Source organism: Bacillus sp. J33 (assembly GCF_000518885.1).
Taxonomy (GTDB): domain Bacteria; phylum Bacillota; class Bacilli; order Bacillales; family Cytobacillaceae; genus Cytobacillus.
The window spans coordinates 1-13,155 of record NZ_JAEL01000019.1 but is presented as its reverse complement, the minus strand read 5'-3'; the positions used below and the strand labels follow the sequence as shown (position 1 = coordinate 13,155).

The window sequence follows — 13,155 nt, the reverse complement described above, 5'->3', positions numbered from 1 at the left end:
ATAATATTGACCACTCTGGTCATATTTGTTATGCTGAAAATGACCAAGTTGGTCATTTGTGTGAAAGGAGTGCAGCACAATTAATAATAAATTTTACAATTTGAAAATCGACAAACAAGAACGAATTATAAATGCAGCAATGAAAGAATTTGTTAAAAGCGGATATGACAAGGCATCAACAAATGAAATTGTAAAGGATGCACAAATAAGTAAAGGATCCTTATTCAACTATTTCAGCAATAAAAAGGATTTGTATCTTTTTTTAATTGAATATGCAGTTAAGATTATTGAACAAATTTATGATGAGATAGACATGAATGAAAGGGACATTTTTAAAAGAATCAGCCAGGTAGGTTTTATAAAATTAAATATCCAAAAAAAATATCCCCTAGTCTTTGATTTCTTAAAATCTCTGCGTGATGAGGAAGCATTGGAAGTAAAAGCTGATACCGATCAAATAACGGGAAATATTTTGGATAACGGATTGAAAAGAATATACCAAAATATAGATTGGTCAAAACTTCGAGAAGATGTTGATCCTGAAAAAGCAATTCATATTCTTAATTGGACAATGGTTGGTTTTGCAGAATTACAAATAGCGAAAATAGAGACTTTTGAAAATGTTGGAAGCGAGTTATTTAACGAATGGAACAGCTATACAGAGATACTGAAGCGCTGTTTCTATAAAAATGGGGAGGAATGAGCATGAGCCTATTAAAAGTAACCAATTTAACAAAGAAATTTGGCAAGTTTACTGCATTGGACGGGGTAAATCTTGAGGTGAATAAAGGGGAAGTAGTAGGCTTTATCGGTCCAAATGGTGCTGGTAAATCGACAACGATTCGAGTGTTATTAGGAATATTAAAGGCTACGGATGGAGACGTAAAGATTTTTAATAAGGACGCCTGGCAGGATGCTGTAGACATTCATAAGAGGATTGCATATGTGCCTGGTGATGTGAATTTATGGCCTAACCTAACCGGGGGCGAAGTCATTGATTTATTTGTGAAATTAAATGGTACAGCGAATAAGGCGAGACGCGAGGAGTTAATAAAAAAATTTGATTTGGATCCATCCAAAAAGTGCAGAACATACTCCAAAGGAAACAGGCAAAAGGTTGCTTTGGTCGCTGCCTTCTCATCAGATGCAGACCTTTATATTTTAGATGAACCAACATCCGGCCTTGATCCTTTAATGGAAAAAGTTTTTCAGGAATGTGTGATGGAAGTAAAAAGGCAAGGAAAAAGTGTACTGCTTTCCAGTCACATTTTATCAGAGGTAGAAAAGCTGTGCGACCGAGTCAGCATTATTCGTCAAGGCAAGATTATTGAGTCGGGATCATTAAGCGAGCTTCGTCACTTAACACGAACACAAATGCTCGTCGACACCAAGCTGCCGATCACAGGTTTAAATGAACTGCAGGGCATCCATGACATCGAAGAAAGTGAACATGGAATTTCGTTTCAGGTTGATACGGAGCAAATGGATGCTATTGTGAAGCATATTAGTCAATTTGGGATCATCAGGCTAGAAAGTGCCCCGCCAACACTTGAGGATTTATTTATGCGTCATTATGAAGGAGCGAAGGAAACAGGAGTGGGAGGTGTACACTGATGGCAGGCAATTTAATGGCTAAAGCAGCCTACCTTTCTAAATTTATTTTCCGGCTTGATCGTATCCGTATCCCCATCTGGATCATTGCACTTACTTTTTTTACAATAATCGTGCCAACAGCATTTACGGATTTATACAGCTCTCAGCAGGATAGAGACGCGATGGCACAAACGATGGCCAACCCGGCGATGACTGCCATGACTGGTCCAGCTAATTTAAGCAATTATACGATTGGTGTCATGACAGGGCATCAGATGTTACTCATGACTGCTGCTGTAGTAGGATTGATGAGTATCCTGCTTGTCACTAGGCACACACGAGCGGATGAAGAGGATGGGCGTTTGGAGCTGATTCGTTCATTGCCTGCAGGGCGTCTTTCGTACTTGAATGCATCGCTGCTTGTTGTAACAGCAACGTGTGTTGGATTAGCATTGATCAATGGTTTTGGGCTTTTTGCACTTGGGATTGAAAGCATGGATTTGGAAGGATCACTACTGTATGGTGCGGCATTAGGAGCAACTGGTCTTTTTTTTGCAGGAGTAACAGCCGTTTTTGCGCAGCTATCGGACAGTTCACGCGGAACAATAGGGTATTCGATTGCCGTACTTCTTATTTCTTATCTTTTTCGTGCTATAACGGACGTAAGCAATGAAGCACTATCATGGATTTCGCCGCTGGCATGGGTAACAAAAGCAGAAGTTTATGATACGAATAATTGGTGGCCTATTGTTTTAATGATTGCTGCTTCCATCGTTCTTTATCTTGCCGCGAATTATTTGAACGCTATTCGTGACTTGGATCGCGGCTTTTTACCATCCAAGCCTGGTAAAAAATACGCATCTCGCTTTTTGCAAAGTCCGATCGGTCTTGCTTTAAGATTGCAGCGAACTGGAATCATATCATGGGCAATAGGGATGTATGTGTTAGGTGCCTCTTACGGATCTGTTTTAGGCGATCTCGAATCATTTTTCTCCCAAAATGAAACAATGAAGCAGCTTCTTCAGCAGGCGGAAGGGGTAACGCTGGTTGAACAATTTATTCCGATGCTGATGATTGTCATATCATTGCTGGCAACTGTTCCTCCAGTCATGGCCATGAATAAACTGCGCGGTGAGGAGAAAAAGGAACGAATTGTTCACCTGTTAAGCAGAACCGTTTCACGGACAAAGCTGTTAGGCAGTTATTTCATCATTTCTGCAGTCAATGGTTTTGTCATGATTTCGCTTGCAGCGCTTGGATTATGGTCGGCGGGAACTGCAGTGGTTGAAGGCGGATTATCCTTTGGAATGATCTTTGGTGCAGCGCTGTCCTATTATCCAGCTATGCTGGTTATGATTGGTTTGGCTGTATTATTAATTGGTTTCTTACCAAAACTAACGGGTTTTATTTGGCTTTATGTTTTTTATTCCTTTATCGTGCTGTATCTTGGAGGGTTATTCCAATTCTCGGATTGGATTGGCAACATTTCTCCTTACGGCCATGTTCCGCAAACAACGATTGAGGAATTTTCATTCATGCCGCTATTATTATTAAGCATCCTTGCGGTCGTGCTGACAGTAATCGGATTTATTGGATTTAATAAACGTGATATTGAAAATTAATTGTCGCTGAAAATTTGTTTATTCAGCTCAAGGTAGTCTTATAGAACAAAGAAATGGATTTATAATTAAAATGTAATTTTTAAGCCAAATAAAGAAGGGAGGGCTAACTGCCACTCCCTTTTTTAACCTTCCATACTCCTAATAACCCTTCAGCTATTCTGCAATCCTCACTGCCCGTTGGCCAATATATTTCTATAACATTCACAAACGATGGGGAAATTAAGAATAAAGTGGTCACCAGAGACGAGATTGGTTTCCGGACTATTGTGGCTAACTGGAAAGTATGATTGATCTAAAGTGACGCCGCTAATATTAAACCTGCATCTCATGCAAAAAAGTGCTTTGTTATCAAAAATTCGAATCAGCCATACCATATAAAAGGGGAAAAGCATACTCCCCTTACTTCAATCAGGGGAGGAAAAGAGTTTGAATAAGACCCTCATCAGGTTCATGCTAGCTCTTGCGTTCATCACAATCCTCTTGGCCTGCCATTATAAAAAAGCACTTCTGATCGGCCAGGTGCATCAGAAAGAAAGCGCCATACAGCCAAAAGAAATGCTTTCTGCCCAAGAAGTATTGAATGAGCTGATCAATACAGCCCAAAAAGGGATGACGTTCGGCAGCCCGTTTAATGTCGAGAACAGTTCAATAAAACAGGTGAAAAATGAGTGGGGAGAGGCTGATCGAACCGATAAAGCGGGGATGGGCTTTTATGCAATTTATCATGAAAAGAAAATAGATATAGGCTATAACAGTAACGGCGGAGTATTTGATATTCGTCTCTATGCAAAGGTTCTTAACGAAATCACACTTGACATGATTGAAGCAGAAATCGGAAGGGCACCGGACCTTGTAAGGGAATATAACGGGGAAAACATTTATATATACAAGATAGGCCAGGGTCTTGAGCTGAAATTTATTTTTTCATCTTCCAGTGAGGGTGTCCATCACATATCCATTTTTAATCCCCAGCGGACAGATACCGAAAATCAGGGGTATATCCTCGATATAAAGGGAAGATCCAATCAATTAAGTCCGGATGCCTGGGAAAATATGCAGAAATGGCGCCGGGACATAGCGGAATTTAAGAAGAAGCATGGCCATGTCTATTTGAATGGCCCGAATAGAAAAATGGTTTCATTGACATTTGATGATGGTCCTGATGAGAATGTGACCCCGGCTATAATAGATATTTTAGAGCAGCATCAAGTCAAGGCAGCTTTCTTCTTCCTGGGCAGTGAAGTCGTGAAGCATCCGGAGGTCGTCCAAAAAGCCTATCTCAATGGGAATCTGATCCTTAGTCATAGTTATTATCATGTGGACTTAACACAATTGGGAGAAGCTGATATTAAGGATGAATTGGAGAAGGCGGGGAAAGCCATCCAGTCGGTGATTGGCAAGGAGCCTGCCATCTTCCGGCCCCCATATGGAGAAACAAATGGCCAGCTGGCGGGCATTGCCGAGGAAGAGGGCTTGGCTATTGTCTTATGGTCAATCGATACCCTGGATTGGTCACAAAAGGAAGCTGAAAATATTCTCAAGAATGTGAAGGAACATGTCAGAAACGGCGATATTATATTAATGCATTCTGATTTTGAAAAAACAGAGACACAAAAAGCATTGCCTATTATTATTGATACATTAAGGGACAAAAATATTGAAATCGTTGATTTGGAGACACTGCTCCAGATTAAGGCATATCAATAGATCGAATCTCCTGTTTTCTGAAGGCTCTGTTAAATTTGCCTGTTGATTTCAGCGCGGGGCACTCGCTTTCCGCGGGCGGTCCGACGCTCCTCAGTGCATTCGCACCTGCGGGGTCTCCCGCTGACACGCTTCTCCCGCAGGACATTGAATAAGCTTCCCCGAATTAACACCTCTTCGTAAGGAAATACGGTAGCATTTTCGAGGAGCTCGCACCTTCCGCTCCAATCAACAGGGTGCTAAAATCAACAATAAGCTTTAACACAGCCTTTCTGAAAAAAACTGCGGAAGATACAGCTATTAAGAATGATTTAATATTTTTATAACAATATTTTTAGAAGTGCAGTTTATACTGATGGGTGATGCAAACGCTTTGAGGCATGATCGCTTACAGAAGCAGTCTGTTAGTAAAGGTTGGGAAGAAAAGTGTCTATACGCAAGAGATTGATTATATCCAATATTGCGATGATCGTTATACCTGTAGCAGCTTTTCTGTTAATTGAAATGATTCTGGGTGTGCTGATATTGCGGTATTGGGATAGTGATTATCTGGAACTATTTTTACGAGCCAGATTTGCAGCCTTTTTGCTGATATTAATTATAACCAATGGCCTCCTAACTTATTTTGTTTCAAAAAGCATTATAAAACCAGTCAAACAACTTGCGGAAGCTGCCAGGAAGGTTAGTGAAGGGAAACTGGACTTTCACATCGAACCGCTGAATAATGATGAACTTGGGCAGCTGGCCGCAACTTTTGATCAAATGAGGCTCAAACTGAAAGAATCCGCCGAAATTAAAAACAAATACGAAGAAAACCGTAAAGAATTGATTGCGAACATCTCGCATGATCTTAAAACCCCTATTACCTCTATAAAAGGATATGTAGAGGGAATTCGGGATGGCGTGGCGAATACCCCTGAAAAGATGGACCGGTATCTTCAAATCATATATACAAAGGCTAAGGATATGGATCACTTGATCGACGAGCTGTTCCTTTATTCAAAATTGGACTTGAGCCGGGTTCCTTTTCATTTTTCGAATGTCAACTTGTACCACTACTTTATGGATCTGATTGAAGAACTTCGGTTCGATTTTGAAAAGGAAGGGGTTTCTATTGCATTTCATGCTGAGGATGGCCATCCATATAATGGAGTTGCCGATAGAGAGCAGTTAAAGCGCGCAGTTTCAAATATTATGCAAAATAGCTTAAAATCTATGGACAAAGAAGAAAAACGGATTGATTTCTATATGAAAGAGTTAAACGACAAGATTCTGATCCAAATCAGAGATAATGGAAAAGGGATCTCAGTGGAAGCACTGCCGTTTATCTTTGACCATTTTTATAGGGCGGATGTATCAAGAAATATGGAAGCTGGGGGAACAGGGTTAGGACTTGCCATTGTCAAAATGATTGTGGAAGAGCATGGAGGAGAGGTTTGGGCAGAAAGCAGACTTGGTGAGGGGACCAGTATCTTTTTAACTCTTAAAAAGCAGGTGCAGAAATGAGTAAAATTTTAATCATTGAAGATGAAACCAGCATCGCAGAGCTTGAACGGGATTACCTTGAAATCAACGGTTTTTCGGCAGAACTGGCTGGTAACGGGGAAGAGGGGCTCCGCCGGGCAGTCTCCGAGAATTTTGATCTCATTTTGCTGGATTTAATGCTCCCTGGAATGGATGGTTTTGAGATATGCAAAACCATAAGAAAAACAAAGGATATTCCGATATTAATGGTATCCGCAAGGAAAGAGGATATTGATAAAATCAGAGGACTTGGTCTTGGCGCAGATGATTATATTGTAAAGCCATTCAGCCCAAGTGAATTAGTGGCTAGGGTGAAGGCGCATCTTGCCAGGTATAACCGATTAGTCAATCGGCAGGATGCTTCGGATGAGATCCACATACGAGGGCTCCATATTCAAAAAAGCGCGCGCAAGGTTTTTATTAATGGGCTTGAAAAAATATTTACAGCAAAAGAATTCGATCTGCTCGTATTTTTAGCTGAAAATCCAAACTATGTCTTCAGCAAGGACCATCTATTCGAACGGATTTGGGATATAGATTCAATGGGGGATATCTCTACTGTTACTGTCCACATCAGAAAAATACGCGAAAAAATCGAAGCAAATCCTTCCGAACCACAGTTTATAGAAACGGTCTGGGGCGCAGGCTACCGTTTTAAAGCCTAAGCTCTAATATTCGTGAATTGGTGAAATTCACCGCCTTTTTTAAATAATCCTCAAGCATCCTCGCTATGTATGGGCTCTCTCATTGGCCATCCCGCTAAAAGTTCCATGCTGCACTATAGTAAAAAAGCAGGAATCGCTCCTATGCGATTTCCTGCTTTTTTCTTGTGATTTAATAAATATTTAAGTTTTTATTAATAGGTTTTTTAAAACTGTCCTGTATCTTAAGCATGTAAGGAAAACGAACTGAAGGGGAAGAAGTCATGAAAGAAAATAAAGAGTCAAAAAGAATGAGGTTTGGCAGATTCAGCTATTTGATTTTAGCCATCATCTTCTTAGCCTGTGTGCTTATGCAAATATTTACAGCAGGGCTGGCCATATTTGTCAACCCGGCAAATTGGGTTAAACATTTTTCACTTGTCCATCTATTTGGATTCAATATACCTGTCCTGATGCTCGTCATGGCCATTTTGGGCAAAATGCCGAAGTGGGCATTCTGGCAGCTATTCGGACTGCTTGCAGCCATTTTTGCGATGTACTTTACCGCCAATATCACATCTGCTTTACCGCTGGCAGGAGCAGTTCATCCAGTGATTGCGGTCATCTTATTCATGCTGTCTTACAGTAATGTTTTTAAAACCTGGAAGCTAATCAGCCGGCGGGCAAAAGAAGAAAAGAAAGTAGAGGATAGCAAGTGAGATTATTGATCTCTATTTTAGTTGGAATTATAGGAGGATTTATACTTGGAATTGCCTTGTCAAGCTTCATTGGTGTTTTAGGAATGGTGTTATTCGACCAGCCAGTCGGCATTAAATATCTGCCGTACTATTGCTCCATTCTTTGTGCTATTGTAGTGCCCATTTGGGATAATAAATCAAAAAAAGCAGCATCATAGTAAAAGGCGGAACCGGATTAAAACTGGTTCCGCCTAACTGTTTTAACTGCTGCATTAAGTTGGAAGCTTTTAAATAAAATTTAAGATAAAGAGATTGACAGAATGACGGTTTTATTTTATCCTATGAATGTAACCGGTTACATAAAAGTGATCGGTTTTAATGAAAAGATTTCTGTAACCGGTTACATTTGGTAATGGTTTTATTTTTTATCTTATGTGTAACCGATTACATAAACGTATTGCTTTGAGACTGGAGAGACATTGAATGGTAACAATTAAAGATGTAGCAAGAGAGGCAGAGGTTTCAGTTGCTACAGTTTCAAGAGTAATCAACAATCAAGGATACGTTCGGGAGAATACGAGAGAGAAAGTTGAGAAAGCCATTAAAGAGCTGCAATATCGCCCAAATAACGTAGCAAGGAGCCTTTTTAAAAAGAAGTCCAAAATGATTGGCTTTATCGTTCCAGACATTACGAATCCTTATTTCCCGCAGCTGGTAAGGGCAGTTGAGGATGTAACAAATAAAGCAGAATATACAACATTTCTGTGCAATAGCGATGAAGATTTAAAAAAAGAATTAATGTACCTGGAAAAAATGCAGGAAAATCATATTGATGGTGTTATTATCGTTTCCAATACCTTAGAACTTGAGCATGTTGAAAAGCTGAATTTGCCAATCGTTGCACTTGACCGCTTTTTCCATAACAGCATACCTTCTGTAACGGTTGATAATTATAATGAAGCACGCAAGGCTGTCCGCTATTTAATTGAAAGCGGATGCGGAAAAATTGCCCATATTAAAGGGCCGAAATACATCGAGAACTCAATTCTGAGGCAAAAAGCATATGAAGATGAAATGAAGGAACGGAATTTGCCGCTGATTATGTGTGAGGGAGAATACCATTTAAAGGATTCCGAGCAAGCCTTCCTAAAGCTGCTTACCCAAAATCCTGATATTGATGGAGTATTTGCCGGCAATGATGTCATGGCAGTAGGAGCTCTTAAAGCTGCCAGACGCCTTAATTTAAGGGTGCCGGAAGATATCTCCATTGTAGGCTTTGATGGAATTGAATGGGCAAAAACGGTTTCACCCGAGATAACCACTATGGCTCAGCCGATTTATGAAATGGGAAGAAGAGCAGCTACCATGCTCCTTGAACTAATTGATGGCAAAAGGCTTGAAGATGTCCATGTAGTCTATCAAACTGAGCTGGTTATCAGGGAATCTACCAAACCTGGGCAGGCATAAAGGGGGATATGAAAAATGATTACCGTATTGGGCAGTATTAATATGGACTTGGTTACTGTAACAAGCAAAGATCCCTCACTGGGAGAAACTGTGATGGGAGAGCAGTTTTCGACTATACCTGGCGGAAAGGGAGCCAACCAGGCAGTTGCGGCGGCCAAGCTAGGCGCAGAAGTCCAGATGATTGGGCGGGTTGGTGATGATCTGTTTGGTAAAGAGTACTTAACTCATTTACGAAATGTAGGGATCAGTACGAAAAATGTGAAACCGGTTACAGATGAAAAAACCGGAATTGCCAGCATCACAGTTTATGAGGGCGACAATAAAATTATCGTTGTACCTGGAGCAAACCTTCACGTAACACCGGAAGTAGTAGAAGGCTGCAAAGAGGAAATTTTAAAAAGCGATTGGCTTTTGCTGCAATTTGAGATTCCGATGGAGAGTGTTGAGAAGGCTTTGGAAATCGCTCACAAAGGCGGTGTAAACGTTATTTTGAATCCGGCTCCTTTCGCTCATATACCGAAGCATTGGTTTGAAATGATCACTTATTTAACACCAAATGAATATGAGGCAGAGGAGTTATACACGCTTTATAAAAGCGAACCGGAGCTTCTAAATAGAATGAAGGAAAAGCTTGTGATAACAAAAGGTTCTCAGGGAGTCCTGGTATTTGATGGAGGAAAGGAAACATTGATCCCTGCGCTCAAGGTAACAGCAGCCGATACAACAGGTGCAGGCGATACTTTTAATGGGGCGCTTGCTGTTGCTCTTTCAGAGGGAAGAGATCTTAAAAGCGCTTGCGAATTTGCGGTAAGAGCTTCAGGGTTATCAGTTACAAAGCTTGGTGCGCAGTCAGGAATGCCCAGCCGGGAAGAAGTTAATTCAATCTAATTAATAGAATGGAGGTGCAGCTATATATGAAAAAGAACGGAATTTTAAACAGTGACATTTCCAAAGTGCTAAGCGAAATGGGACATACAGATACCATTGTGATTGCAGACTGCGGCCTTCCCATTCCTGAAGGTGTAAAACGGATCGATCTTGCATTAAAGCAGGGAACGCCGTCATTTCTTGAAGTTCTTGAGGCTTTAGAGGCTGATATGGAAATTGAAAAGGTTACCCTGGCAGAAGAAATCAAAGAATCTAATGCTGAATTAGAAGATATTCTTAAAAATAAATTCATAGAAAAAGAGTATGTATCCCATGAAAGATTTAAGCAGCTGACACACAAAGCGAAAGCAATTATTCGTACAGGTGAAGCAACTCCCTATGCGAATATCATTCTGCATTCAGGAGTGATTTTCTGATGAACCAAACTCCAATAGTTGAAATGAAGAACATCCATAAATCTTTTTTCAATGTACAAGTTTTAAAGGGTGTTGATTTCGATTTGGTTCCGGGTGAGATTCATGCTTTAATGGGCGAAAATGGAGCCGGAAAATCCACCTTAATGAAAATACTGACGGGAATCCATAAAAGCAATTCCGGTGAAATTCATTATAAAGGTAATTTGACAGAATACCATTCTCCCAAAGAAGCGGAAAAAGCTGGAATAGCTGTTATTCACCAGGAGCTGAACATTATTCCTTACTTAACGGTTGCAGAGAATATGTTCCTGGGCAAGGAACTGAGAAGGCAGCCATTTGGAATTTTAAAAACAAAAGAAATGAATGAAAAAACGAGGGAGTATCTAAATCGCCTTGGGATTGATCTTGATCCTCAGATGGAAGCGGGAGATTTATCAGTAGGGCAGCAGCAGATGATTGAGATTGCCAGGGCCATTGCTGCAGATACGGAAGTTCTGATTATGGATGAGCCTACCGCTGCCCTGACAGACAGGGAGATTGAAACTCTTTTCACAGTCATGAATCAGTTAAGAAAAGAAGGAGTAGCGATCATTTATATCTCTCACCGGATGGAAGAGATCTTTAGAATGTGCGATCGAATTACCGTCTTAAGAGATGGCCAGTCGATTGGGACGAAGGTAACATCCGAAACAGATTTCGAGGAAATTGTAAAAATGATGGTTGGCCGTGAGCTGGGGGAGCGTTTTCCAGAACGGACCGCAGAAATAGGCGAAGACCGTTTCGTGGTTAAAGATCTGAGCCTTGAGGGCCTTTTTCAAAATATCTCATTCAATGTAAGAAAAGGCGAAATTCTTGGTGTAGCCGGCTTAATGGGGGCAGGCAGGACTGAAATCATGGAAACAATCTGTGGAGCACGCAAGAAGACTGGCGGGCGGATATATATGGACGGCAAAGAGCTAAACATCCGAAAACCGCACCATGCCATTGAAGCTGGGATCGGCTTTATTACGGAAGACCGTAAGGACGAAGGTCTTGTCCTTGGGTTAACTGTCCGTGAAAACCTGGCTATACCGAATCTGAAGAAATTATCGAAGTCAGCTGTTATCGTGAAGCAAAAAGAAAAACAGTGGACTGAGGAAATGATTCAAAAATTGCGGATTAAAACGTCTGGACCTGAACAAGAAGTCAAATCTCTTAGCGGGGGAAACCAGCAAAAGGTTGTGTTTGGCAAATGGCTGGGCATTGAACCTAAACTGCTAATCCTTGACGAGCCGACCAGGGGTGTGGACGTAGGCGCAAAAAAAGAAATTTATTCAATCATGAATGAACTGACTGAAAAAGGTTTTTCGATCATTATGGTTTCTTCGGAACTTCCGGAAATCCTGGGGATGTCCGATCGAGTGATGGTTATTCATGAGGGGAAACTCACTGCCATTCTAGATAAAAAGGAAGCCAGTCAGGAAAAAATTATGGAAGCTGCAACTGGAGGGGTGAAATCATGAGCCAATTGACAAAAAGCCTGGGTTCTTTGCAAAAGCTTGGCCCGGTCCTTGGCCTTATTTTAATAACAATCATTTTGACAATCATGAGTCCCAGCTTTTTAACAACCGATAATATCTTTAACGTGCTTAGGCAGGTATCCATTAATGCCTTAATCGCTTTCGGAATGACCTTTGTCATTCTAACCGGCGGTATTGACCTGTCCGTCGGGTCCATACTGGCGCTGGCTTCGGCACTAACTGCCGGCATGCTTGCAGGCGGCATGGATCCAGTGCTGGCAGTTATCGTTGGATTGCTTGCAGGGGCTGCAATGGGGATGGTTAATGGATTAATCATTACGAAGGGCAAAGTTGCACCTTTTATTGCCACACTGGCAACGATGACGATATTCAGGGGATTTACACTTGTGTATACAGACGGCCGCCCTATTACAGGATTATCAGATGCCGTTAGCTTTCAAATGCTGGGCAAAGGCTATTTCCTGGGTATCCCGTTTCCGGTTGTTACCATGTTAATTGCGTACTTTGTTTTATTCTTCATTTTGAAAAAGACAACTTTTGGCCGCGGAGTTTATGCCATTGGCGGAAATGAAGAAGCTTCAAGGCTATCCGGACTTAAAGTGGACCGCTTAAAAATAGGTGTATATTCGATTACAGGCTTCCTTTCTGCCTTGGCTGGAATCACATTGGCTTCACGATTGAATTCTGCCCAGCCAACTGCAGGCGCGAGTTATGAACTTGATGCTATTGCTGCAGTTGTATTGGGAGGAACCAGCTTATCCGGAGGCAGAGGATGGATCTTCGGTACATTAATCGGTGCACTCATCATTGGTGTTTTAAATAATGGCCTAAATCTATTAAATGTTTCATCTTTCTATCAGCAAGTGGTAAAAGGCGGCGTTATTCTTCTGGCAGTTCTGCTGGATCGGAAAAAGGCTGCTTAAATATAATTCTAGGCTATTTTCGTAAAGTTTGTTGCTTTTAAACTGCAATCTTAGTTTAACCAACTGAGTTGATTGGAGCGGAGGGCACTTGATCCTCGAAAATGCTACCGCATTTCCTTCGTGCGGTGCCAGGTCAGGGAAGCTTATTCAATGTCCTGC

Annotated in this window: 13 protein-coding genes; all 13 read left to right on the top strand. The window is 41.2% G+C overall.

All coding sequences use genetic code 11. From position 1 onward, the window contains the following. Nucleotides 1–100: 100 nt before the first annotated feature. The 13 genes from L634_RS0108025 to L634_RS0107960 all read left to right on the top strand — a co-directional run bounded on the left by L634_RS0108025 (nt 101) and on the right by L634_RS0107960 (nt 12,996). Nucleotides 101–703, top strand: a complete 603-nt coding sequence (locus tag L634_RS0108025) for a TetR/AcrR family transcriptional regulator (RefSeq protein ID WP_034262269.1) — start codon at nt 101–103, stop codon at nt 701–703. A gap of 2 nt (nt 704–705) precedes the next feature. Continuing rightward, entirely contained in the window at nt 706–1,614 is a 909-nt protein-coding gene (locus L634_RS0108020; protein WP_026582009.1) for an ABC transporter ATP-binding protein, read from the top strand. Continuing rightward, complete coding sequence (locus tag L634_RS0108015) at nt 1,614–3,215, top strand: ABC transporter permease (protein ID WP_026582008.1); 1,602 nt, start codon at nt 1,614–1,616, stop codon at nt 3,213–3,215. Before L634_RS0108020 ends, L634_RS0108015 begins: the two co-directional genes overlap by 1 nt. 426 nt (nt 3,216–3,641) lie before the next feature. After that, nucleotides 3,642–4,922, top strand: coding sequence for a polysaccharide deacetylase family protein (locus L634_RS32225; protein WP_051428285.1), 1,281 nt, complete (start codon nt 3,642–3,644; stop codon nt 4,920–4,922). A gap of 423 nt (nt 4,923–5,345) precedes the next feature. Beyond that, nucleotides 5,346–6,425 (top strand): sensor histidine kinase, encoded by a 1,080-nt coding sequence (locus L634_RS0108000; RefSeq protein ID WP_026582007.1) that lies wholly within the window; start codon nt 5,346–5,348, stop codon nt 6,423–6,425. Then, nucleotides 6,422–7,108, top strand: coding sequence for a response regulator transcription factor (locus tag L634_RS0107995; RefSeq protein WP_026582006.1), 687 nt, complete (start codon nt 6,422–6,424; stop codon nt 7,106–7,108). Before L634_RS0108000 ends, L634_RS0107995 begins: the two co-directional genes overlap by 4 nt. 260 nt (nt 7,109–7,368) lie before the next feature. After that, on the top strand, nt 7,369–7,803 hold the full coding sequence (locus tag L634_RS0107990) for a DUF6220 domain-containing protein (RefSeq protein WP_034262266.1): 435 nt from the start codon (nt 7,369–7,371) through the stop codon (nt 7,801–7,803). Then, nucleotides 7,800–8,000, top strand: a complete 201-nt coding sequence (locus L634_RS0107985; RefSeq protein WP_026582004.1) for a DUF5957 family protein — start codon at nt 7,800–7,802, stop codon at nt 7,998–8,000. The genes L634_RS0107990 and L634_RS0107985 overlap by 4 nt, the downstream gene beginning before the upstream one ends. 265 nt (nt 8,001–8,265) lie before the next feature. Then, nucleotides 8,266–9,249 (top strand): LacI family DNA-binding transcriptional regulator, encoded by a 984-nt coding sequence (locus L634_RS0107980; protein WP_026582003.1) that lies wholly within the window; start codon nt 8,266–8,268, stop codon nt 9,247–9,249. Between the two features lie 15 nt (nt 9,250–9,264). Then, nucleotides 9,265–10,137 (top strand): ribokinase, encoded by an 873-nt coding sequence (gene rbsK / locus L634_RS0107975; RefSeq protein WP_026582002.1) that lies wholly within the window; start codon nt 9,265–9,267, stop codon nt 10,135–10,137. A 26-nt stretch (nt 10,138–10,163) separates the two neighbouring features. Beyond that, a complete protein-coding gene (rbsD, locus tag L634_RS0107970; protein ID WP_026582001.1) occupies nt 10,164–10,553 on the top strand; it encodes a D-ribose pyranase in 390 nt (129 codons plus the stop codon). Next, nucleotides 10,553–12,055 (top strand): sugar ABC transporter ATP-binding protein, encoded by a 1,503-nt coding sequence (locus tag L634_RS0107965; RefSeq protein ID WP_026582000.1) that lies wholly within the window; start codon nt 10,553–10,555, stop codon nt 12,053–12,055. The genes rbsD and L634_RS0107965 overlap by 1 nt, the downstream gene beginning before the upstream one ends. Next, nucleotides 12,052–12,996 carry an ABC transporter permease subunit gene (locus L634_RS0107960; protein WP_026581999.1) on the top strand — a complete coding sequence of 315 codons (945 nt, stop codon included), beginning with the start codon at nt 12,052–12,054 and terminating at the stop codon, nt 12,994–12,996. The genes L634_RS0107965 and L634_RS0107960 overlap by 4 nt, the downstream gene beginning before the upstream one ends. Nucleotides 12,997–13,155: the final 159 nt, after the last annotated feature.